This is a genomic window from Spiroplasma endosymbiont of Phycita roborella, assembly GCF_964031195.1.
GTDB classification, from domain to species: domain Bacteria; phylum Bacillota_I; class Bacilli_A; order Mycoplasmatales; family VBWQ01; genus Spiroplasma_E; species Spiroplasma_E ixodetis_A.
Genome location: NZ_CAXIQJ010000007.1, coordinates 15907 through 40581 on the forward strand (window position 1 = coordinate 15907; position 24675 = coordinate 40581).

The 24675-nt window shown below is 22.9% G+C and carries 23 protein-coding genes and 1 pseudogene; 16 read left to right on the forward strand and 8 right to left on the reverse strand.

Going from position 1 to position 24675, the window contains the following annotated elements; all coding sequences use genetic code 4:
- Positions 1 to 432: 432 nt before the first annotated feature.
- Positions 433 to 840 (forward strand): hypothetical protein, encoded by a 408-nt coding sequence (locus AAHM95_RS09150; RefSeq protein WP_342273977.1) that lies wholly within the window; start codon positions 433 to 435, stop codon positions 838 to 840.
- A gap of 182 nt (positions 841 to 1022) precedes the next feature.
- Here AAHM95_RS09150 and AAHM95_RS09155 read toward each other — a convergent pair.
- A protein-coding gene (locus AAHM95_RS09155; RefSeq protein WP_338975281.1) for an IS3 family transposase occupies positions 1023 to 2140 on the reverse strand; the annotation gives its coding sequence in 2 pieces (ribosomal slippage) (positions 1023 to 1870 and positions 1870 to 2140; 1119 coding nt in all).
- Between the two features lie 42 nt (positions 2141 to 2182).
- Positions 2183 to 2755 (reverse strand): annotated as a pseudogene (locus tag AAHM95_RS09160) (transposase family protein); the annotation flags it as partial.
- A 164-nt stretch (positions 2756 to 2919) separates the two neighbouring features.
- Here AAHM95_RS09160 and AAHM95_RS09165 point away from each other — a divergent pair.
- The 3 genes from AAHM95_RS09165 (at position 2920) to AAHM95_RS09175 (ending at position 4170) form a co-directional block, all read left to right on the forward strand.
- Positions 2920 to 3114 carry a hypothetical protein gene (locus AAHM95_RS09165; RefSeq protein ID WP_339041801.1) on the forward strand — a complete coding sequence of 65 codons (195 nt, stop codon included), beginning with the start codon at positions 2920 to 2922 and terminating at the stop codon, positions 3112 to 3114.
- A 25-nt stretch (positions 3115 to 3139) separates the two neighbouring features.
- Positions 3140 to 3394, forward strand: a complete 255-nt coding sequence (locus AAHM95_RS09170; protein ID WP_339042266.1) for a hypothetical protein — start codon at positions 3140 to 3142, stop codon at positions 3392 to 3394.
- Between the two features lie 62 nt (positions 3395 to 3456).
- Complete coding sequence (locus tag AAHM95_RS09175; RefSeq protein WP_342274713.1) at positions 3457 to 4170, forward strand: hypothetical protein; 714 nt, start codon at positions 3457 to 3459, stop codon at positions 4168 to 4170.
- Between the two features lie 19 nt (positions 4171 to 4189).
- On the opposite strand, the gene AAHM95_RS09180 is transcribed toward AAHM95_RS09175, so the two are convergent.
- Together AAHM95_RS09180 and AAHM95_RS09185 are read right to left on the reverse strand one after the other, a co-directional pair.
- A complete protein-coding gene (locus tag AAHM95_RS09180) occupies positions 4190 to 6205 on the reverse strand; it encodes a hypothetical protein (RefSeq protein WP_342274714.1) in 2016 nt (671 codons plus the stop codon).
- On the reverse strand, positions 6156 to 6845 hold the full coding sequence (locus tag AAHM95_RS09185; RefSeq protein WP_342274715.1) for a hypothetical protein: 690 nt from the start codon (positions 6843 to 6845) through the stop codon (positions 6156 to 6158). The genes AAHM95_RS09180 and AAHM95_RS09185 overlap by 50 nt, the downstream gene beginning before the upstream one ends.
- 86 nt (positions 6846 to 6931) lie before the next feature.
- Here AAHM95_RS09185 and AAHM95_RS09190 point away from each other — a divergent pair, with 86 nt between their 5' ends.
- The 7 genes from AAHM95_RS09190 (at position 6932) to AAHM95_RS09220 (ending at position 14444) form a co-directional block, all read left to right on the forward strand.
- Positions 6932 to 8404, forward strand: a complete 1473-nt coding sequence (locus tag AAHM95_RS09190) for a YhgE/Pip family protein (RefSeq protein WP_342274716.1) — start codon at positions 6932 to 6934, stop codon at positions 8402 to 8404.
- A complete protein-coding gene (locus tag AAHM95_RS09195) occupies positions 8365 to 8538 on the forward strand; it encodes a hypothetical protein (RefSeq protein WP_342274717.1) in 174 nt (57 codons plus the stop codon). The genes AAHM95_RS09190 and AAHM95_RS09195 overlap by 40 nt, the downstream gene beginning before the upstream one ends.
- 521 nt (positions 8539 to 9059) lie before the next feature.
- Positions 9060 to 9875 (forward strand): hypothetical protein, encoded by an 816-nt coding sequence (locus tag AAHM95_RS09200; protein ID WP_281749372.1) that lies wholly within the window; start codon positions 9060 to 9062, stop codon positions 9873 to 9875.
- 73 nt (positions 9876 to 9948) lie between these two features.
- The gene (locus AAHM95_RS09205) at positions 9949 to 10947 is read left to right on the forward strand and encodes a glycosyltransferase family A protein (RefSeq protein ID WP_338979250.1); all 999 of its coding nucleotides are present in this window, start codon (positions 9949 to 9951) and stop codon (positions 10945 to 10947) included.
- 4 nt (positions 10948 to 10951) lie between these two features.
- Positions 10952 to 11647, forward strand: coding sequence for an RDD family protein (locus AAHM95_RS09210; protein WP_281749370.1), 696 nt, complete (start codon positions 10952 to 10954; stop codon positions 11645 to 11647).
- 35 nt (positions 11648 to 11682) lie between these two features.
- Positions 11683 to 13869 carry an ATP-dependent helicase gene (locus AAHM95_RS09215; protein WP_342274718.1) on the forward strand — a complete coding sequence of 729 codons (2187 nt, stop codon included), beginning with the start codon at positions 11683 to 11685 and terminating at the stop codon, positions 13867 to 13869.
- Positions 13870 to 14141: 272 nt separating this feature from the next.
- A complete protein-coding gene (locus AAHM95_RS09220; protein ID WP_342274719.1) occupies positions 14142 to 14444 on the forward strand; it encodes a hypothetical protein in 303 nt (100 codons plus the stop codon).
- A 2-nt stretch (positions 14445 to 14446) separates the two neighbouring features.
- Here AAHM95_RS09220 and AAHM95_RS09225 read toward each other — a convergent pair.
- Positions 14447 to 15564, reverse strand: a protein-coding gene (locus tag AAHM95_RS09225) for an IS3 family transposase (RefSeq protein ID WP_338975281.1) whose coding sequence is annotated in 2 segments (ribosomal slippage) — positions 14447 to 15294 and positions 15294 to 15564 — 1119 coding nt in all. Because the reading frame shifts where the segments join, the coding sequence is not laid out codon by codon here.
- A gap of 439 nt (positions 15565 to 16003) precedes the next feature.
- On the opposite strand from AAHM95_RS09225, the gene AAHM95_RS09230 reads away from it, so the two are divergent.
- The 3 genes from AAHM95_RS09230 (at position 16004) to guaB (ending at position 20847) form a co-directional block, all read left to right on the forward strand.
- Positions 16004 to 17635, forward strand: a complete 1632-nt coding sequence (locus AAHM95_RS09230) for an APC family permease (protein WP_342274720.1) — start codon at positions 16004 to 16006, stop codon at positions 17633 to 17635.
- Between the two features lie 200 nt (positions 17636 to 17835).
- The gene (gene guaA / locus AAHM95_RS09235; RefSeq protein ID WP_338975106.1) at positions 17836 to 19377 is read left to right on the forward strand and encodes a glutamine-hydrolyzing GMP synthase; all 1542 of its coding nucleotides are present in this window, start codon (positions 17836 to 17838) and stop codon (positions 19375 to 19377) included.
- A gap of 3 nt (positions 19378 to 19380) precedes the next feature.
- Positions 19381 to 20847, forward strand: coding sequence for an IMP dehydrogenase (gene guaB, locus AAHM95_RS09240; RefSeq protein WP_342274721.1), 1467 nt, complete (start codon positions 19381 to 19383; stop codon positions 20845 to 20847).
- A 56-nt stretch (positions 20848 to 20903) separates the two neighbouring features.
- Here guaB and AAHM95_RS09245 read toward each other — a convergent pair whose 3' ends face one another.
- The 3 genes from AAHM95_RS09245 to AAHM95_RS09255 all read right to left on the reverse strand — a co-directional run bounded on the left by AAHM95_RS09245 (position 20904) and on the right by AAHM95_RS09255 (position 22839).
- Positions 20904 to 21854 carry a metallophosphoesterase gene (locus AAHM95_RS09245; protein WP_342274722.1) on the reverse strand — a complete coding sequence of 317 codons (951 nt, stop codon included), beginning with the start codon at positions 21852 to 21854 and terminating at the stop codon, positions 20904 to 20906.
- Positions 21855 to 21875: 21 nt separating this feature from the next.
- A complete protein-coding gene (locus tag AAHM95_RS09250; RefSeq protein WP_342274723.1) occupies positions 21876 to 22283 on the reverse strand; it encodes a hypothetical protein in 408 nt (135 codons plus the stop codon).
- Between the two features lie 190 nt (positions 22284 to 22473).
- Positions 22474 to 22839: a hypothetical protein gene (locus tag AAHM95_RS09255; protein WP_342274724.1), complete on the reverse strand. Its 366-nt coding sequence runs from the start codon at positions 22837 to 22839 to the stop codon at positions 22474 to 22476.
- 128 nt (positions 22840 to 22967) lie between these two features.
- On the opposite strand from AAHM95_RS09255, the gene AAHM95_RS09260 reads away from it, so the two are divergent.
- Positions 22968 to 23903 carry a rolling circle replication-associated protein gene (locus tag AAHM95_RS09260; protein WP_342274725.1) on the forward strand — a complete coding sequence of 312 codons (936 nt, stop codon included), beginning with the start codon at positions 22968 to 22970 and terminating at the stop codon, positions 23901 to 23903.
- A 401-nt stretch (positions 23904 to 24304) separates the two neighbouring features.
- Positions 24305 to 24580: a hypothetical protein gene (locus tag AAHM95_RS09265; protein ID WP_338974505.1), complete on the forward strand. Its 276-nt coding sequence runs from the start codon at positions 24305 to 24307 to the stop codon at positions 24578 to 24580.
- The last annotated feature ends 95 nt before the right edge of the window (positions 24581 to 24675 follow it).

The following is a 24675-nucleotide window of genomic DNA, read 5'->3' on the forward strand; positions in this document are numbered from 1 at the left end:
AAAATAATTTACTGCATATATTATATAAATATATAAGTGTAATTTTAACTAAAATAAAAAATTATTTAAAAAAACCACTTTCATATTTAAAATATAATAAACAATTTCAATATAATTAATAGTATAGGTATTACAAAATAAACGCCTTTAATTTAGGCGTTATTTTGCATTTAAAAGCATACTGTCAATATCGAGTGAAAATTTCCCAAAAATATTTTTTAAAAAATAAATTATTTTGAAAAGTTATACTGTTAAATAAACATAAATTCCAAATAAATTCTTTTCTAGATAAAAATAGAAATAAAGTTTTTTAATTTTTTAAAATTTTTTGTATAATTAATTTATACAAAAAATTATATAAGTTTTTAACTCATTATTTTATCTTAAAATAAATGAGTTTTTTTATTATTTATTCAAAGGAGAAAAGAAAAAATGTTTAAAGTTAAACCTAATTCACCAGTTTATGAATTTTATTATTCTGAAATAAAAAAATTAGAGGGTAAAATTAAAGATAATAAAGAATTAGATAATATAATAAATACTGAAAAAAATCTTAAAGAAGAAATAGAAAAACTAGAAATATATCTAAAAACATTAAATGAAAATTTAAAAAAGAAATATAAAATAATTCCATATATTGAAAAATTAAATATATATGATTTAGAAGATAAAATCGAATCAAAAGGACAAAAAAGGGTTGATAATGTAGGAAAATATTTAAAATTAAAATCAAGTTTAGATTATGATTTTGATTCAATTTTTGAACAATGAAAACGCAGTGCAAACAGTGAAAATCAACCTTTAACAAGTGGATATAAACCAAGCTCACCACAGATGTAAAAGGGGAAGATATTGCATTTGCAATATCTTTATATCTTTAAAATTGATTTTAAGACACCAAATTTGCTCATATACAAATGTTTTAAAATTTTATATGGTTTAGTATTAATAAAATAAATCTCTTCTAAAATATGTTTTTTTACTTTTAATTAAAAATTATGGAATGGCAACCCTTTTTAGGACTATTTTTTGGTAGACATTTGTTTTTGATAACTAATTGGAGTTAGGTAGTTTAGAGTACTGTGAATTCTTATGTTGTTATATCAATTGATGTAATCAAATAATTCTAATTTTAATTGGATTAATGATGTAAAATTTTTATCATTAATAAATTCAATTTTGAAAGTTTTAAAAGTTGCTTCAGCAACAGCATTGTCATAAGGACATCCTTTTTTGCTTAAAGATCGAGTTATGTTGAAAGCTAATAAAAGTTTATCAATAGTTTTATTATTGAATTCATTACCGCGATCAGTATGAAATATTTCAATATCTTTTAAACAGTGATTTGATTGCATAAATGCTTGATATACTAATGATGCATCTTTTTTAACTCCAACACTATGTCCAATAATTTCGCGGTTAAATAGGTCGATTAATAGGCAAATATAGTTTCATTTACCATTAACTTGAACATAAGTTAAATCACTAACAATAACTTCATTTTTAATTCTATTATTAAAGTTTCTATTAACAAGATTGGTTATTTGACTATCATTGACTTTATTATGATAATTTTTGAATGATAATTTAGTGTATTTTGATATTAAATTATGCTTATTCATAATTTCTTTAATTTTTCTGCGTGATAAATAAATTTCTTGGTTTGCTAGTATGACTTTTAATCTTCTAGTACCATAAACTTCTTTATTTTCTTTAAAAGCACTAATAACAGCTTGTTCATAAATATTATTTTGAATTTTATTTTTTTTCTTTAAATTAAAATAATATGTTGATTTAGAGAGTTTTAAAAAATGACACATTGTGCGAATTTTATATTTAGATTTATTATTTGCAATAATCTCTACTTTCTGCCTATTATTAGTGCTGCTTGCTTTAAAATATCAATTTCCATTCGTAACTGTTTTAATTCTTTATTTGCTTGAATTAATTGTTTTTCTAAATCTGAAAGATTATCTTTAGTTTTAAAACTACCTGAATTAGTAAATTGCTTAATTCAATTGTAAGTAGCTGCTCTTGTAACATTGTATTCTTTAACAAGGCAAGATACTGATTTGCCACTTTGATATAAAGCTACTATTTGTTTTTTAAATTCATCTGAATATGAGTTAATAGTGACCATAATTATAATTCCTTTCTTTTAACTAATTTGTTCACTTGTCTATGTAATTAGTGTCCAATAAAGTGTAACCCATCCAAATCATAGTCCAACAATATTTCCTGTAGCATCATCAATTGCAGCATGTAAAAATGCTTTTGGTTTATCGTTACCAAATCAATGATGATTACTTGCATCCATTTGAATTAATTCACCAAAATTTGTTCTACGATTTCTTGTGGGATGCAAGTTATTTTTTTTATTCTTATGTCTTTTTGGTGAAGTGATTTTTTCTTGAATTAATAGATTATAAACTGTACTATATGCAATTTTAGTGTTTTCTTCATTAATTAATTTTTCCTGAAAATGTTGAAAATTAAAATTATAATATTTTGTTTTATATAAGTTTATAATTTTATTTTTAATTTCTATTTTTGTTGCCTTATTAGAAATTTTATTGCGAGATTTATGAATAAAACCAACTTTACCTTCTTTATTAAAAATTTGAATTAATTGGTTAATTCTTCTAATAGTTAGGTTAAGTTTATTTTTGGCTTGATGTTTAGATAATTTATTAATAACAATGTCATTTATAATTTTGTATTTATATTTTTCTTTCATAGTCATGCTTCTTTCCATTTTTATCACCAAGTATATTTAACTTCACTTTTTGAGAAATTTTCACTCGATAACTAATAGGAAATTATCACTAAATAATGACAAACTTTAAAAGCATACTTGTAAAAATAATCAAAAATAGTACAATTTATAAGTAAAATCAAGGAAAAAAGGAGTAATTTAATATGAAAACATCTAAAAATAATACAACAACATGATATGTAGATAATATAAATGGAGTTAGACAATCAATCACTTATAATGAAGAAGTATGAGAACATATAAATTTAAATGAAGTAGTAGAAGATAAAAAAATAAAAAACAATAAACAAAATATCAAAAAAAGTAAATGTTGTTCAAAACGTTGTACAATTTTATAAAAATATAAGTAAGGAGTAATTTAATATGAAAACATGAATAAAAACAAATTTAAGTAAAATAACATTAGCATTAGCACTAACTGGTGCAATAAGTGGAGTAACTGGTTTAATAATTGGTTCAATAACACATCACAAAACAAATAATTTACAATATTTTTTAGATTATGATGGTAAGGTCCACTGGGGGGGGCTTGTACAACGATATGGTCAGAAAAAAAAGATGATATTCATAAAATATATTTATATATTTCAATTAATTCTGCATCTAAAAGTGATGTAAAATGAGATGGTATTTATCCTAATGGATATTTTAATAAGAAAATCTAAATAAAATGGTTTATTATGAAAAATAATAGAAAAATTCAAATAGTATGATTAATTTTAATTTGATTATTTAGTTTTTATGCATTATCAGTAAAATTTTGACAAGGTGATATTAATTTAAGTTATTGAGTTTTTATTATTGATATCTTAAGATGATTTAGTGTTTGAGCAACCATTATTTCTTTAATTTGAAGTTCATGAAATTTATTTGTTTTTTTTAAAAAAATTAATATTCGTTTAATTACTAGTTATAATTTTAAAATTTTTTCATTAGTTTATAATTTAATAGCCGGAGTTACTTTTTGATGTGGAATATTTACATATGGATGAAATGATTATATTTTAGCAAGATTACAAGAACCATTATCATTTTCTGGTACTTTAATTGGGCATTTAGTTATTCCTATATTATTAACAATTTACTCAATTATTTATCGTGACTATTGTGTGATTAATCGAACTTATTATAAAAAAGATTTTTGGTTAGTATTGATTTTTCCTTTTTTATATTCAATATTTATGTTATTTCGTTCATTTTATTTAATTCATCAATATAAAATTAAAGGAATTAACATAAATGATTATTTAGATTTTATTTCACCTTATTGATTTCTTTCATGATTTATTTATGGTTGAAGTTATTGAATTTTATCAATGTTATTTTTTGGAATTATTACATTAGTTTTAACTTTAATAATTAATCTAATTAGTGTAATTAAAAAAAATAGTTAATTTGAATGCTATATATTTTCTAAATTTCTAAATTTATATAAGAAATATTTTCGTTGTATTTATCAAATAAATTAATATTTTTTAAGTTTATTTCTTGTTTATCAGTTATTAAAATTAAATCATAATTACCGGCACCAAATATTCCGCTGATTTCAATCCTATTTAAATTATTAATAGGATTTTCAATTTGTAATTCAAATTTATTGTCATTATCAATTTGTGAAATTTCTTTATAAAATTCTAATTTGGAAAATAATTGAGATTTATTAGAACTATATAAATTTAAAGCATTTTCAATTTTTATTTTTCCAATAATTGCTCTTGTAAAGTATTTGCCATATTCACCATTACCTAATGTTCAATCAGCTGGAATTAATGAAGATATGTTATTACTTTCTAATTCATTAATTATAGATAGTCAGTTAAATTGGTTATCATCTAATTTGAATAATTCATTTTGGCTAATGTCATTATTTTTTAATTTAATATTATTTATATCTGTAAAATCAAAATATTGAGATTTTAATATTACTTTTACATCTTTAAACTCTCAGACTTCATCAGGATTTCTATGAATTGGATTTGATTTTAATTCAAAATAATAAGGTAATAAAATTTTATTATCATCATTTAAACCTTTATTAATTGACATACTTGAATAAATATTATTTGATAACATAATAATTATTTTTTTAAGTATTTGTACTTGTGGTAAATTTACATAATTTGGGTAATCTAATTTTCATTGTTTAAACAAATTGCTAATTACTTCTTCAGGTTTTTGTCCTTCAAATTTTGCACGTAATTGTGATATTTTTTGTTCAAGATGTGATGGATCAAAACCATCAAAGTTTCTATTATAACTATATGTATAAGTTAACATGTCTAATAATACTTTTTGTAAACTATCAATTGGTGGTCTATCTTTTATTTCAAGCTCAACATCATGAAATTTATTAGTTGTAGAAATAAATAAATTATAGTTACCTACTAAAAATCATGATTCTAATTTTTTATCTTTTAATTCTATTTCATCGGCTAATGGTCATACTTTTAAATTTTTAGTAACATCATAACCTAATTTAGCATTAGTTACTCTTGCATTATTAATAATTTCTTTTCTTGTTTCACTTCCACCACCAATAGCAATTAAGTCTAAAACTGATTTTTCTTGAGCAATAAATTGTTTTGCTAGATTTCAAGGTAATATTTGTTCACTAAATCATTGTTGTAATATTCTAACTTTTGGTTGAGTTTCAATAGGCATTGATAACAGCGGAAATGCTATCTTATCTTTAACAAATAACTTTGGGTATACTTCCATATTGTCAACTTCACCAAGTACCTTTATATTGCCAAAAATCATGCTTCTAGGGGCTTTAATTTTTAAACCAGTTACTTTTGTATCTTTGTCTAATGGTTTTTGTAATTTAATAATTATTGGATAACCATCTCTTGTTTTAAAATCTTTAATTTTAATAATAGTTATACTTTTAGTACTTCTTGTTTTTGGATTTTGATAAGGTTGTGAATAATTATTAATGATATATAAATTATCAATATTAGTTTCTGTTAAAGGTTCATTAATAGATACAGCATATAATTTAAATTGATTTAATAAATTTATTTCTTGAAATATTAAATTTTTAATATCAGTCATACTATATTCAATAGTATTATCATTAATATTAGTGCTTGCTCTTTGATTTAACTGCATAGTAAAATCAGATGTTTCAGCAGCAGTAGTTTTTAATGCTTTATCAATATCAATAAAACCAATTTTAATAGTGTTTGCTGAAAATCTTAAACTATTATTTTCATTATTTTTAAATAAACGTTCAATTTCATAAATATATAAAGTTCTTAGTTTAAATTCATCATATGCTCTTTTAAGTTCAGGGTCACTAGTAGCGCGCATCATATTAGTAAAGTCATAAGGAATATTATCAATTAAATAATCATTTTCTACTTCTGCTTGATTAAGTTTAGTTTGTTTCTGTGGAAACTTCGTTTGTGGTTTGTTGTTGTTTTCCATTGTTCTCTCCTATTAATTGGTTATTTTCGGGATTAAATAATTTTAATTTAACAGTTAAATTATTAATTTCTTGTTCATCATTAATATTAAATGTTTTACTATTTAATAAATCTTTATCCATACGTACTAATATTTGAATAAATTTAAGAATATCAATATTAAATTGTCATAATTTTTGTTCAATATAATTAATAGTTGAAATATTAACTGCTGTACTTTCGGGAACTGATTGTTGTGCAGATTTCTTTTGACTTGGTATATGAACACCACAACGTTTAAATATTTCATTAACATTTCAATCATATATATCAGTTAAATTTTTACCTTTAAAATTGCTACTTGTCATATTAATATTTTCATTTTGTTCATTATTATCTCCACCACTTTTAAATATGTAGTTTTTAGTAACTAATGTATCTTTTAATTTAGTGGCCTCTTTATTAAAGTGTATAGTTTGTAAAGCACAAGTTTTAGTATCAATGCTTGGTACACTAGAAATAATTTTAAATTTATTAGTGAATTTTTCCAAATTCATATTATCCATTGTTTTATTAACTGCAGAAAATGATAAAGTATCTCCAACTTTGATTATTTCATTTTTAATATGAACGGGTTTACCTTTAATTGTTAATTGCAACATAATATTTTTTCTCCCTTTTTATCAAATGTATTTATAATATTATTATAACTAAATTTATTAAAGATAATCTATTAAGGAGTAACAAAGTGTTAAAAATTTTAAATAAATTTAAAATTGTGATTCAAGAATTTAAAGTGGTTTTTAAAGCAGTGGGGACTAAATACATTTATAAAAATAAAAGAACAGTTATTAAAAGTATTGCACTATGTTTTATTCCATTTTTATATGCGTTTATTGCTTTATGAGCTTTTTTTAATCCATTGGGAAATATTAATCGTTTACCAATTGCTTTAGTTAATAATGATAGTTCTGCAGTAGGAATTAATCGTGTTATTAATAGACATAATTTAAATTTGGATGATGAAAATCCTAATAGTAGTGGTGCTTATGAATTTAAAATTAATGATTTACAAATTAACAATGAGAAAAAAACATTTACTGTTTATTATTATGATGATTGAAAAAGTTATTATCAACATCAAAATGACAAAACTTTTTTAACTGAAATTATTATTGATAGTTGTTTTACTAAGGATTTTAATGATTTTTTTAAAAAAGCTTTTAAAGTAGTTATTGAAAATATTAAAACTCCAGGAAGAATTTGGAATCTTATTAATCAAATTACTATTAGACCAAAAATTAGTTTACAAGCTTCATATAAAGTTAGTCCGATTTTAGGTGAAATTAATGATTTTGCTTTAAATGCATTAAAAGATAATATTTTTAGTAAGTTTTTACCTGTTGTTATTAGTGATCAAGTATTTGATTATTGAGATAAAGATGCTTCTGATTCAGGTTATCAGCATTTACAACCAATTTTAAAAGAAATTTATGGTATTCTTTCAATTGCTGTTCCTGGTTTAGGTCTTCATGCTGAACAATTTAATGCTAATATTGATAGTGTAACAAGCAACAGAGATATTAAACATATTAAAGTTTTAGAACATGATTATTGAATGAATCATACTTTATTGGCACCTATTAACTTTATTAATTTTAATATTAATATTGAAGGTCAAGATAAATCTCCTTATGGATTTGGTTTAGGACCATATTTCATGTGTATTGGAATGTGAGTAGGTACTTTATTATTAACTTTTACTTTTATTAGAAATAAAGATATTCCAAAAACTAAATTTTGATCAAACTATTTAGCTAAATCAGCATGAATGATTATTTTTGGTTTAATTCAGTCAACAATTTTAGTAACTTCATTATTACTATTATTTAATAATATTGATTTATGACAACGTTTTTGACAAATGTTTTTATACATGTGATTAATAGCAATTATTTTTGACTTGGTTGTTCAATCAATTGCTCACATGTTTCGTAATCATGATTTAGGTAGATTTTTAATTGTTATTCTTTTAATATTACAACTTTCTTCATCAAGTGGTACTTTTCCTGTTGAATTAGAACCCAAGTTTTTTCAAGTAATGTATAATTTTTTACCATTTAGTTATGCAATAAAAGGACTAAGAGAAATTCTTATTAATCCTAATCCAATGACTATTTTATGAAGTATTGGTTGTTTATTAATATTTATTATATTTTAGTACCATTATCATTGTTACTTAATTGATGATATGATCATAAAGATGCAAAAAATCAAGTTGGAAATAAAAAAATTAAATTAGTTGTTAATAATTCTTCATCATTAAATAATAAAACTACTACTGATGAAAATTAAACATTATATTTTTAGGTGTCCTTTTTTATTAATATTTTCTAATAAAAATAGAGTACTTTAAAGAATGTTATATATTATTTTTTCAAAAAAACTTAATTTATAAAATAAAAAACATAAAAAAGTAAAAGAAGAAAATGACTTATGTATTAAAAAATTATTAATAATGTTACTATAACATATTTTGCTAGTTAAGGGACTATGCTTTCAATTAATACTCATGTTTCTAATAATAAATTGATTAAAATTTCTTTTGTAATAACCATGAAACATTTTCAAAATTGGAAGGAGTAAGTGGTGTAATTTAATTAATAACTAGCGAACAAAAAGGAATGTTTATTATGTGTAGAAATATATGATATATTCATATAGTTTAAAGATAATTTTATGATGTATTGTTAGCTGTTTAATAGTAATAATTAAAGTACTTTAATTATTAATCAAAGTGGAAAATTTTCTTAGCCCACACTTTATATATAATTTGATAAAATAGACTTAGAAAATATTAGAGTTAGGAGTAGAAAATGAAGAAAATTATTTTAAATCCAAATATTTGTGCTGATGAGATTGAACTTACTATTAAAAAACAAGGATGAGAAATTATTGATAAAAAATATGATTTTTATCAACCATACGTTAGTATTTTTGATAATTTAAATTATGAAGCAAAAGTAGATTTGTATATTGCTTTTAAAACTGCAGGTAACTTTGTTCATAAGGTATATTGCTATTTTTTAGAATTTGATACAAATAATATTTTTAAAATATCAGAAATTAAATCACCAGAACATCCTAAGGGACAAATGACAACACGAATTGCTGATTTTAAGTATTATAAAACTACTGGTAATCTAGGTTTTACTCCTTATAAAAGTCCAATATCTGGTCAACCATATAACTTAAGTCATAATTATCACAGTTTTTTTAATTCATTAATTGAATCAGAAGCAAGAAATGAATTAAACTATGTTTGTATTTTATTAAAATATGATAATCATGCTCGAAGCAAGAAAAGACTTCGATATTTTGTTAATTCGTATAAAAAGTTTATTAAATCATTTCTTTTTAAATTTGAAAAATTTGAAATTAGAAAAACACGTGCTTTATTAAGAGCAGAAATATTAAAAGGACAAAAAAAGAAAAAAGTTACCAATCCCGCAAAGCGAAACGTTATTAAACCTAATAATACTGAAACCGTTATTATTGAAGGTAATTTAAAAACTATTTTTGATCATAAAAATATGACTGTTAAAGTTATTAAAGAAACAGATAATATAGAAAAATCTACTTTAGAATCTAAAAATAAACTTAAAAATAGTAATCAAAAAAATAAAAAATAAATGTTGATAAACCTTCACTTAAAATTGTTAAAGAAGTGTTATAATTATTTATAAAAGGGAGGAAATATTTATTATGCTACTAACTTTTATTTTATATACAACTTCATTTGAATCCGAACACTTAGATTCTTTTTTAGCAAAGATTTTTGTAAATAAAAAAACTAATTTTGAAGTTGTTGTTGTTGATGATGGCATTAACAATGAAAATTTGGAGATATTTAGTAAATATTTTAAATTATATCCACAAAATTTAAAAATGATTACTAATTATCAAGTATCAGGTATTGCCATTAGTCGTAATCTTGGTCTTAAATATATTTCCGGACAATATGTAGTTATTTTAAATCCAACTGAAATTCTTAGCGTTAATTTTGTTGAAACAGTTAATAAAATTTTAGATAATAATAAAGATTTAGATTGTATTGAATATTGTGTTCGTTATGAATTTGATATAAATAATGTTTTTCATTCAACAATTAGAACTGAAGTTAATAAATTATATAATTTAAATACAACACAAGGAAAAATAGTCTTTGCTTTAACAACACCAGTTTTAACAACAAAAATCATGAAAGTTAGTATTATTAATGAATATAATTTACAATTTCGTAAAGAAATCCAATTTGATAGTTTATTTTTATACTCATTTTTAGCACATTGTAAAACATATTATGCAATTAATGAAACATTATTAACGTCTAAAAATAACACATTGGAAAATGATAATATTTTTGAACTAATGCATCAATGAATACATATTTTAAACTATTATAATAATTATAAAATTAAAAAAGTTTTATATGAAGAGTTGGAATATGCTTTTGTTAGATACTATCTATATACTCTTTTAAGATTTATTAGTATTTCTAAAAAACCTGCATTAATTGAAAAAACATATAATCGTGTCAAAGAAATTATTGAATTTAAATTTAAAAATTTTAAAAAAAATTCTTATTTTAATACTATTAATCCAAATGATAAATTTACCACTTATGCTCCTGATCTAAGTACTTATTTTAAGAAATATTTTAAAGATAATAATATTAGAGATGATTCAAAATATTGAGAGTAAAAAAATGAATATTAAAAAATTAGATACAACCGAAACATATATAATAGCTAAAACATGAAAACGTATTATTGCACGTATTTTTGACGTGATTTTTGTTAGTTTAATCCCATTAATAATTGGATTAGCAATCCATTATTTAGATAATAAAGGTAATCAAGAATCATGACAATTAATAATTATTTTTATTATTAATATAATTATTGTTATTATATATTTTGTTATTATTCCATGAAAATGTAAGGGTCAAACTTTAGGAAAATTAATTTTTCAAATAAGATTAGTAAATGAAAAAAATCAAGATTTAAAGTTAAAACATTTTTTTTATCGTGAACTATTTTTAGTTTTTATTCCTTTATTATTAACCACTTCAATAATTCTTTTTATGAAATTGACTTTTAATGAAAACATTGCTACTATTAATAGTAATAGTACTTTAAATTCTTGATTAAATATTCTTATTCGTTCTGTAGTTAGTTTTGATTTTGCTTGGTATTGTGGGATTATGATCGTCACTAAAATTGATAAATATCATCAGCTATTCTTTGATCGTAATCATAAAACTTTTGTCATTAACAAGAAACCGCTTGCAACTAATAAACGGAAGATATTAACTAACGTTAATGATCCACATATTCATTTAGTTTATTCTCAACCAGGAAATATTAATGATGACGAATTAGAAAATATAAATAGTCTTTAATAGTATATACTCTTACTAACTTAAGGATAAATAACATGGATAAAACAAAACTTTTAGAAAATCTAAATGAACAACAACTACAAGCAATTATTAATGTTGATGGCCCATGTCGTATTATTGCGGGGGCTGGAGTTGGAAAGACGCGGGTTATAACATATAAAATTGCTTACTTAATTAATGTAATTAAAATTGCTAGTGAAAAAATATTGGCATTAACTTTTACTAATAAAGCAGCACGCGAAATGAAAGAACGAATAATGCAACTTTTAAATGATATCAACATTAATGTTAATATTGTTACTTATCATGCATTATGTGCCAAAATATTAAGAAGAGATATTCATCATTTAAATATTAATAATAATTTTAATATTATTGATCAAGAAGATCAACAAAAAATATTAAAAGATATTTTTCAAAAAGAATTTTCACATAAAGCTGAATTGCAGGAGTTAAGATTATTAAGTTCTAATATTTCTAACTGAAAAAATAATTATCTTTCTCAAGATGAATTATTAGCTGATTATCAAAATCAAGATGAGTGAATTTTACGTATCAAAGTTTTTGAATCGTATAAAAAATATCAATTTATTAATTCATGTTTAGATTTTGATGATTTATTATTATTAGTTGAACGTCTATTTAAAGAATTTCCATATATTTTAACAAAATGAGAAAAGAAATTTGATTTTATTTTAGTTGATGAATTTCAAGACACTAATGATATTCAATATAATATTTTATTGTCACTTGCTAAAAATCATAAAAATATTACTGTAGTTGGTGATCCCGATCAAACTATTTATAGTTGAAGAGGAGCAAATATTAATTTAATATTGAATTTTACTAAACAATTTCCTAATACACAAACATTTATTTTAAATCAAAATTATCGTTCAACAACTAAGATTTTAAATACAGCTAATAGTTTAATTAAAAATAATGTTCAACGTATTGAAAAAGAACTGTTTACTAAAAATGATCTTGGTAATGATATTGTTATGTATCATGCTAGTAGTAGTGATCAAGAAGCACATTGAGTTGCAACAACTGTTAAAAAAATTCATTTAAAATATCATTTAGATTTGAATAAAATTGCTATTCTTTATCGTAATAATTATTTATCAAAAGATTTAGAACAAGCTTTGATTAATAATAATATAAATTATAAAATTTTTGGTGGTTATAAATTTTTTGAACGTAAAGAAATTAAAGACATTTTGGCATATTTAAAAATTATTGTTTGAAATGATAATATATCAATGATTAGAATTTTAAATGCAACACCTAAAATTGGACCAAAAGCTATTGATAACTTATTATTACTTGCTAATGAACAATCACTAACTTTAAATGAATACTTATTTAAATTTCAGTATGGATTACCAAAAAATTATCGTCAACATTTACAACCTTTAATTAATTTAATTAATGAGATGCAAACTAATATCAAAGATGTTACTTCTTTACATAACATGGTTGAAAATTTATTAAATAAAACTAATTATTTAAAAAAACTAGAAGATAATCTTGAAAAAGAAAGAATTGAAAATGTTCAACAATTATTAGAACAATTGCTTGAATATGATAGTAGTAATAATGAATTACAAGACGAAGAATTATTAACCTCATTTTTACAAGAAGTAAGTTTATATACTGATTTAGATGAAAATAGTACTAATAAAGCCGTTAATTTAATGACAATTCACAGTGCTAAAGGTTTAGAATTTGATGTTGTTTTTATAGTTGGCATTAATGAAGGTATTTTGCCTGGAATAGGTAAATCTAGTATAGAAAACTTAGATAAAATTGAAGAAGAACGACGACTTTTTTATGTTTCAATTACTAGGGCAAAAAAATGATTATTTTTATCTAGTGCCGGTGGATATTCATATATCTTGGATCGTATGAAACAACCATCTCGTTTCTTAAAAGATTTAGATCTTAAATATTTAAAAATCATTAATAACGAACATCAAGAAATGGCAGCAACTTATCAAAATCGTAATCATTCTAAATTTAATTACTATAAAGCTGATAATAAAGATAAGGTTGAAATAACTAATAATTGAAATGTTGGAGATATAATTATTCATGAAATTTTTGGCAAAGGTATTATTACTAAATTAATTGGTGATAAAATTCAAGTTGCTTTTCATAAAAATCATGGTGGTATTAGAATTATTAGTTCTAATCATAGTGCTATTAAAAAATTTGTATAAATTTATTTTTATTAAAAATGTCTATTTTTTGGACATTTTTAAGTATTTTTAATTAATTTCTTATAAAAAAGTACTTTTTTATAAGAAATTTTTTATTACATATTAATTTTTTCAAGTATAAAATTAGAATTAAGATTTATTTTAATTTAATTTTCCTAATAATATTTTAAAATTGGTGCTAAATTGCCAATTATTTTTTATTTTGAAATAATTTTAGAAAAATTAATATTTTAATAAATCTTATTATTTTAATGAAAGGAAAAAAAGTAATTATGATAAAAATAAATTTAGAAACGTGAAAAGGTTTAATTCGTAATTGAATTGAAGTTAACCCTAATCGTGATGGTCAATCAGTTACTAATAAAGTTAAACAACATGCTAACTATTTATTCCAACCTTATTATGATGGAGGATTATGAATAGGAACAACTCCTAGAGACTTAATTAATGGTAAAGAAATTATATTACATGATGGTAAAAAAGTTTTTAATAAAATAAAAGATTTAAAATCTATTACTTTGGCTTTTGTTCAGCAAGCAATTGCAATTAAAGATTGGAATGGCAACCCTTTTTAGGACTATTTTTTGGTAGACATTTGTTTTTGATAACTAATTGGAGTTAGGTAGTTTAGAGTACTGTGAATTCTTATGTTGTTATATCAATTGATGTAATCAAATAATTCTAATTTTAATTGGATTAATGATGTAAAATTTTTATCATTAATAAATTCAATTTTGAAAGTTTTAAAAGTTGCTTCAGCAACAGCATTGTCATAAGGACATCCTTTTTTGCTTAAAGATCGAGTTATGTTGAAAGCTAATAAAAGTTTATCAATAGTTTTATTATTGAATTCATTACCGCGATCAGTATGGAATATTTCAATATCTTTTAAACAGTGATTTGATTGCATAAATGCTTGATATACTAATGATGCATCTTTTTTAACTCCAACACTATGTCCAATAATTTCGCGGTTAAATAGGTCGATTAATAGGCAAATATAGTTTCATTTACCATTAACTTGAACATAAGTTAAATCACTAACAATAACTTCATTTTTAATTCTATTATTAAAGTTTCTATTAACAAGATTGGTTATTTGACTATCATTGACTTTATTATGATAATTTTTGAATGATAATTTAGTGTATTTTGATATTAAATTATGCTTATTCATAATTTCTTTAATTTTTCTGCGTGATAAATAAATTTCTTGGTTTGCTAGTATGACTTTTAATCTTCTAGTACCATAAACTTCTTTATTTTCTTTAAAAGCACTAATAACAGCTTGTTCATAAATATTATTTTGAATTTTATTTTTTTTCTTTAAATTAAAATAATATGTTGATTTAGAGAGTTTTAAAAAATGACACATTGTGCGAATTTTATATTTAGATTTATTATTTGCAATAATCTCTACTTTCTGCCTATTATTAGTGCTGCTTGCTTTAAAATATCAATTTCCATTCGTAACTGTTTTAATTCTTTATTTGCTTGAATTAATTGTTTTTCTAAATCTGAAAGATTATCTTTAGTTTTAAAACTACCTGAATTAGTAAATTGCTTAATTCAATTGTAAGTAGCTGCTCTTGTAACATTGTATTCTTTAACAAGGCAAGATACTGATTTGCCACTTTGATATAAAGCTACTATTTGTTTTTTAAATTCATCTGAATATGAGTTAATAGTGACCATAATTATAATTCCTTTCTTTTAACTAATTTGTTCACTTGTCTATGTAATTAGTGTCCAATAAAGTGTAACCCATCCACGAATATAAATTTAAGGGTAAAAGAGAATTTAATTTGTCTATCATCATTTTTAAATGGTAATTTCGGAAATAAGTTACTAATATGATAATTAATTATTTCGTAACTTTGACAACCGCCCTTTTTTTTTACTCATTATTTAAGGAAAATTAAAAGTAAAATAATTAGTAATTCTTTATATAACAAATTATAATAATATAATTTGTTATATTTTATTGTTTAATTTGCTAATCACTTTAAAACTACTTTTGTTCTAATATCATAAAATTTTGATAATTAAAAAATAAAAATATTTTTTATCATAAAAATATTTTTTTAAGTTATAATTAAAAATAATTTATTTTTTGAAAGGAATTACTAATTGAATGTTTAATTTAAAAAAATTAAAATTTTGAGCAAAATCATCTCGTGCTAATAATGAAAAAATTAGTCTTAATGAATTAATATGAATTGGTTTTAACTATACTTGTGGTATTGCATTTCCAATGGCATTAATTGGCATTTATTATTGAAATAATGGTGGCGTTGGTTTATATATGCTATGAGTTATTTTATTATGTGCTTTAATTGCTGCGGGAACTGCACTTGCTTTTACTAAATGTAGTCGTGTTTATCATGACACTAATGGTGGCGCTTATGTTTATGTTCGTGGAGTTTTTGGTCGTTTTTGAGGTTGAATAATTGGTTTTATTCAATATATTACTTTACCTTCAACAATTATTGTAACTATTATTTCTATGTTTCGAGTGAATTTAGATCAATTATCAATTTTTGATTGAGCTCCTGAACGATGATCAAGTTTAATTATTGATAGTATTGGTATTTTTATTTATGCTGCTGTTGCTAGTTGCATGTATTTTGGAATGAAGGGATTTCGTTGATTTGTTAATATTTCTGGTATTATTAAATGAGGTTCTGCTTTGTTTTTAATTGTTTGTGCTATTATTTTGGTAGTAACTAATAAAGGTTTAGCATTTTCAGAAGCGGCTGAAGGAACAAAAAACATTAATTTAACTTTACCAAAAATTAATAATGCATTTAGTGGATTCTTCTATTTCTTTATTGGTTTTGAAACTTTTATTGTTGTTGGAAAAAATGTTAAAAATCCAACTAAAAACTTTGGTAAAGGTATTTTAATAGTTTTATTATTATCAACTATTTTTTATTTAGCTGTATCAGTATTAATATTTGGTGCCATTACTATTGACGGTACAAATGGCCAAAATGGTTGATCTGGAGCTACTAATGAATATAATCCAAATAATGTTATATCAGGAATTGCTGGTATTACTGGTATGATTGTACTAGTTGTTTCTACTTTATCATTGAAATTAAATGGTGCTATGCAAAATTCTTTATATTCTGGTGGTATGATTCAACCATTAGCCAAAGAAGGATATATTACTGAAAAATTAGCCAAATTAAATAAAGAAAATATTGCAATGCGTGCTAGTACAGCTAATTTAATTATTACTATTATTGCTTGTATTATTATGTTAATAATCCCAGATTTAATTGGTGCACCTTTTGATTTTAATACAGTACTAGGATTTTCTACTAACATTACTATTGCTGTATATATTTTTGTATTAGCTGCCACATGTGTTATGGGTTATCGTAAACAAATTAAAATTAAAATTTGAGAATGAATTATTTTTGTTGCTTGTGGTTTATTTTTGCTTAGTCAGTTTGTTGTTTTTAATTATGGCATGGTTAATGACATGATTAATAAAAGAGGCGAAGTATTAATAGCTGTTATTATTGAGTTCTTAATGTTTTGAATGTTTATTGCAATTGCTGTTATTTGATATTTTATTTATTATCAACCAAAATTAAAAATACGCTTAGCATCAAATTTAGATTATCAAAATCAATTAGATCAAGAATTCATACCAATGACTGAAGAAGAAGCAATAAAATATTTACTTAATGAACCCGAAACAGAATTAGAACGAATTAAAATTCATGAAAATGAAGCCAGATCAGTTACAACTTAATTTCTTTAAAATATAATTTAACTTTTAAGAGTAATCATTAATAAATGATTACTCTTTTTCATATGTTCTTATCATTAATTTCAATTTTTTTAATTATATTTTAAAGAAATTAAAATTTATCATAAAATAATTATTAGTGTAATCTATTTTATTTTTTGTCAAAAAATGATTTAATTACTATTATATTTGGAGGAATAAAAATGATAAATACACAAGTATTGATTTTAGATTTTGGAAGTCAATATACACAATTATTAGCAAGAAGAGTAAGAGAAGCAAATGTTTATACTGAAGTTTTATCTTTTAATATTAGTTATCAAAAAATAAAAACATATCCCAATTTAAAAGCAATTATTTTATCTGGTGGACCATCAAGTGTTTATTTACAAAATGCTTATAAAATTGATCAAGCAATTTTTAATTTACCAGTTGCCATTTTAGGCGTTTGTTATGGCATGCAATTATTGACAAATCATTTTAAAGGGAAAGTAGAATTAGCAGATGAACAAGAATTTGGAAAATCAATTTTATATCTTGATCAACCAAATAATAAATTGTTTAAAAAAGTTGCTAATCAATCAAAAGTATGAATGAGTCATGCTGATCATGTAACAAAAATTCCAAAAGATTTTATACAAATAGCTCATTCTGATTCTTCAATTTCAGCAATTGCACATTTGACTAAACCAATTTATGGTATCCAATTTCATGCTGAAGTTACCCATTCAGAATTTGGTAAGCAAATAATTGAAAATTTTTTATTTACAATAGCAAGTTGCACGAAAGATTGAAGTTTAGATGATTTTATTAGTAATCAAATTTCAGAAATTAAAGATAAAGTCCAAGATAAACAAGTTATTTTAGGTTTAAGTGGTGGAGTTGATTCTTCAGTTGCCGCTGCCATTATTTCTAAGGCAATTGGTAAACAGTTAACTTGCATTTTTGTTGATACAGGTTTATTGAGAAAAAATGAAGCAATTGATGTGATGGAAATTTATAAACAAAATTTTAAACTTAATCTTGAAATGATTGATGCAAGTAAACATTTTTTTACTGCCTTAAAAGGTGTTAAAAATGCTGAAGAAAAAAGAAAAATTATTGGTAAACAATTTATTGATGTATTTACAACAGCAGCAAGAAAATTTAAAACGGCTGATTTTTTAGCACAAGGAACAATTTATCCAGATATTATTGAATCTTCAAGTAAACATGCAAGTTCAAAAACAATTAAAACTCATCATAATGTTGGTGGTTTACCTGATGATTTACAATTTAAATTGTTAGAACCATTAAAAACCTTATTTAAAGATGAAGTAAGAGAAATTGGTTTAAAACTTGGGTTACCTGAAACATTAATTAATCGTCATCCTTTCCCTGGTCCTGGATTAGGAGTTAGAGTTATAGAAGAAGTAACAAAAGAAAAATGTTTAATTTTACAAGAAGTTGATCATATTTTTATTACCAAATTGAAAGAAAAAAATATATATAATCAAGTATCACAAGCATTTGCCACTTTGCTACCAGTTAAAACTGTGGGCGTAATGGGTGATAATCGCACTTATGATTATGTTGTTAGTTTAAGAAGCGTTAATACAATTGACTTTATGACAGCAACAAGTTCACATTTACCATGAGAATTTCTAGATGAAGTTGCAAATGAGATTATTAATAAAGTAGATGGTGTTAATAGAGTAGTTTATGATATTACATCAAAGCCACCAGGTACTATAGAATGGGAGTAAACTATGAATAAAGATTTAAATCAAAAAATAATATGTGAAGGAATTACTTTTGATGATGTATTATTAGTTCCAGGATATTCAGAAGTTTTACCAAATCAAGTTTCTTTAAAAACTAAATTAACAAATAAAATTGAATTAAATATTCCAATTTTATCTGCTGCTATGGATACAGTTACTGAATCTGATCTAGCAATTGCCATGGCAAGAGTTGGTGGTATTGGCATTATTCATAAAAATTTATCAATTGCTGAACAAGCTTTAGAAGTACAAAAAGTGAAAAGAAATGAGTCAGGTTTTATTACTGATCCAATTACTATTGGTGTTCAAACTTTAATTAGTGAAGCAAAATCAATTATGAGTACTTATCGAATTTCTGGATTGCCTGTTGTAAATGAAGAAAATCAACTAATTGGAATTGTTACTAATCGTGATTTGAAATATCTTGATAATGATAATGCATTAGTTAAAAATATTATGACTACCAAAAATTTAATTGTTGGTGATAAAACAACAACAATCGAACAAGCAAAACAAGTTATGTTAAAAAATAAAATTGAAAAACTACCAATTGTTGGTTCAAATAATAAATTGATTGGTTTAATTACAACAAAAGATATTGATAAAGCTATTGATTATCCAAATGCTTGTAAAGATGATCAAGGACGATTAAGAGTTGGTGCTGCTGTTGGTGTTGGTGAATACACTTTAGCAAGAGTTGAGGCATTAGTTAAAGCAAAAGTTGATGTATTAGTTGTTGATTCAGCACATGGTCATAGTTTAGGGATTTTAAAAACAGTTAAAATAATTCGTAAAACTTATCCAAAATTAGATATTATTGCTGGAAATATTTGTACTGCAGTTGGAGCACAAGCACTTTATGAAGCTGGCGCAAATTGTATTAAAGTTGGTGTTGGTCCTGGTAGCATTTGTACTACTAGAATAATAGCAGGAGTTGGTGTTCCACAAATTACTGCTATTAATGATGTTTATAATTGAGCAAAAAATAAAAACGTAACTGTCATTGCTGATGGTGGTATTAAATATTCTGGTGATATTGTAAAAGCAATTGCTGCTGGTAGCAATTGTGTAATGTTAGGTAGCATTTTAGCCGGAACAGAAGAATCACCAGGTGAGGAAATTATTGTCAATGGTAAAAAATATAAAAATTATGTTGGTATGGGTTCATTAGTTGCCATGAAACGTGGTAGTAGTGATCGTTATTTTCAAAAAGGAATTAAAAAATTAGTGCCAGAAGGAATTGAAGCACGCGTTCCTTTTAAAGGAAAAGTACAAGATGTTGTTTTTCAATTAGTTGGTGGTATTAGAAGTGGTATGGGTTATGTTGGTGCTAAAAATATTTTATCTTTAATCCAAGATTCTAAATTTGTAAAAATTTCAAGTGCTGGTTTAAGAGAATCACATCCTCATGATGTTGAACTAACAAAAGAAGCACCAAATTATAATAAATAAAAAATTTGTATATTTAAAAAAAGTAAGTTTTAATAAAACTTACTTTTTAATTTTAATTAATATTTAATTTTTTTATTAATAACAATTTCATCATTTTGTTGTACGTTATGACGTTTAATTGTAATTTCTTTGTTAGTTTTATTTATAGAAATTTCAGAATAACCACCAAAAAGTGCACTACCACTTAAAACATCATAAATTGTTTTTTTACCAACATTAACTGCAATTATTTTTTCATCATATTTGGTTGGCACAAAGTGTTGATGTCCAGTTAACATTAAAATAACATTGTATTTTGCTAAAATTGCATTTTCAAATTCAGTTCTTTGTTCTTTATTTCATCATTCTTGATCAATTGAAAAATCATCATATCCATAATGAAAAGCTAAAACAATTGGCATATTACTCAAACCAACATTTATTTCTAAATCTTTTTGTAATTCAGTTAATGCTGGCCCAGGATCACTTCTTCCAAAATTTCAACCTGAAGTATCTTTATTAATTGGCGCTAAACTGCATTGAACAAAATGTATACCTAATCAATTTCAAGAATATACAGAAACTTCATTTTTTGAAGTATAATAGAGTAAGTGAGTTGCTGTCATAGCATTTTGTTTAACAATATTTTGGTTAAGTCAAGTTTGGTTAACTTTACAAGTAGTATCAGAATCATGGTTACCAAAACCTGCTAAAAGATGATTAGAGATTGATGCTAACATTAATTTATAAGAAAATAAATTCCCTGTATATTTAACATAACCTGTTAAATCACCAGAAATAATAACACCTCTATTATTATTTTCTGGTAAATGTTTAGCAAGGGCACTAATTGTTTTGTCACTAACTGATTGAGGATATCCAGCATGAATATCTGCTGTTGCTAAAAAATTAATTTCATCATTACTTTTTATTATACTTGTTAAATTTGAATTAATATTATAAGAAAAATTACTATTGGTCATTGATAAAGTATTACTTATTGCAAGTAGTAATAATATTTTTTTCATATCTTTTCCACTCCATATTAATTATAAAATTGCACTTATTGCTGGATTTAATACTAATGGTGGTTCTACTTCATTATTATTTATTGAATTTATTTGTGTTTGTGATAGTAAAGGTGTTGTTTCATCAATTTCTCTACTATTTGTTTGTCTTCTATTTTCATAAAGTACTTTTACATATTCAATAGTTTTTACACTAACAGTTGAAGTTATTGCCATTGTTACTGCTGAAATTAAACCTCATATTAAAACACCCTTAACTGTAGAACGATATGGATTAAAATCATTGTTTATATAATTATCAATAAAATCATATTCCATAATATCTAATCATTCAGCAATCATTGTTGGGATTGAATATCATCCAGCAATATTTCCTATAACTTCACCGAAAATGGTTGAACTTAGTATAATTTTATTTTGTATTTTCATTTTTCTTTTTATCTCCTTTTTTAAAATATAAAAAACCATTTACTTTTAAACTAAAGTAATGGTTAAAAATTAAAACTTATATTAAGTTTACAATTAAGTACTATATCAGAAAAAATAAAAGATATAAGAAATTAGATATATGTGTAATAAATTAATAAAATTGTTACTATGAATAATAACAATTTTATTATTATAAATTTGGTTTATATTCTTTTACTGTATGTTGTATATTTTGTAAATTATCTATTTTTTCATCATTTGCCTTATTTTTTATATGATTAAAATTATTATTAAGAATGGTAGGTATTTTATCTAATTTTTGGTTAAGTATTATTTCTAATTCATTAATTTCTTTTTCCAAAATTTGGCAATCTTCTTTTAATTTTAGTGCTCTTTTTTCTTGCTCCATTACTTTTTTTCATTTCATTGTATGTTTTTGTCCACTAATTTTCATTTCTTGTCCTCATTTTTTACTTAATTCTGGATTATCTTCAATTAAATATTTATTACGTATTTTTTTATATTTAGAATATAATTTTTCTTGGTTAAGTATCATTTTTCACCGCAAGTGTAAAGTTTGATACTTTTTTTATTTTCTATGATAAGATATATAAAGATTTATATTTATTTATAAATCATTCAAATTTTATTTTTATAGAAATTTCAGCCAAGGAATGTTTATAAATGGATATTTCATATAATTTTTATGTTAAAAAGATTTTTTATGCTTGTTATGTTAAAAATGTTGTTTTGCCTATTGATATTTTGAAAAATGAAAGAAATAAATTAGGTGTAAAAAATATTGGTAATATTACTAAGTTAAGAAATAATAATGTTCGTACTAAATGCAAATTAGTTCAAAAAGCATTACATAATTTTTATAATGCAAGAATTTTAAGTTTTTTAACTTTAACTTATCATAAAAATGAAACTGATATTAAAAAAGCAAAACATGATTTACAATTATTCTTTAAACGTTTAAAGCGTTGATGAAATGACCCTAAACGTTCTAAACATTTAGGTGAATTAAGATATTTTTATGTTTATGAATATCAAAAACGTGGTGCAGTTCATTTTCATATATTATTTAATCGTAAAATACCTTATAGTATGATAACTAAATGATGACCACACGTTGGTAATAATAAAGGTATTGATTTAAAAGTTGTACATAAAGGAACAAATGAATTTGTAGTTAAGTATTTAAGTAAATATGTAACAAAAGTACAAGAAAATATTAAATCTTTAAATCAAAAAGATGTTGGTATTCAAACATATTCTTTTAGTAGAAATTGTAAAAATCCGCTTGTAGTTCGTGGTACTAAAACTTTAAGTTTACAAGAATTAGTACAAGCATGTGAAAAAGCAAAAGAATTTTATTTATTTAAAACTAAACCGAATGAACAAGGTGTTACTCATTTAATTGGTGGAAGTTATGATTATGTTGCTGTTAGTGATTATTTTAAAGATTTTCAATATTATGTTAGTTTAGAAAGTTTGCGATTTAGGTATTGATTAAAAATTAAATTTAATAAAAATGAAGTTTTAGATTTTCTTTATAAAGTTTTTGATAAAACTAAAATTGAAAAAATATTTTTAAAAAATCGTATTTTACATTAATTTTAAATTTTTTCAAGTAATATATATATATATATATATACTATATTTGTATTTTTTTGTTGTTTTGCTATACTTAATTTATAGTAAGTATTTTTTATTTTTCTTGGCTGGAATTAAAGAATGCTTACTTTTTTTATTTGTATATTTATTGATATTTTTATAAAATTTAGTAATATATTATTATAAGTTTATATTGTTTTAGATTAGTTTTTAAATGATATTTAACTTATTTGAATTGGTAACAGTTCCAGCCAAGGAATAGTTAAATATTAATATTAAAAACTTTTTATTTATTAAATTAATTTTGTATTTATAATATTTTTAATTTAATTACTTAATTGTTTGCCAATTCAATCTATTATTTTTTTTATTAAAATTTATAGAAAGGATTAGCAATTTTTATGTTTAAAACTCAATTAGTTAATATTGAAAAAGATAAGATGATACCCGATAAAAATAATCAAGGTAAATTTTTAAATTTTGATGTTTTAACCTTTTTGGAAATTAATAAACAAACGAATATTCCTACTGGTAAAGTAAGGGATAAATGGTATAATCCAACAGTTGTTAATGACTTTTCAAAATATTTACATAAATTAAATTTAAAAGTCGGTAATTATTATAATTTAGTTTTGGATTTATCCGGTACTATTGTAGATATTACTGAATGAAAATAATAATGTATAAACTAAGAATTTAATAAGGGGCTTATATATGGATTATATATTTTTCATTTTAAGCCCCTAATGGATTAGATTATAATTCATATATA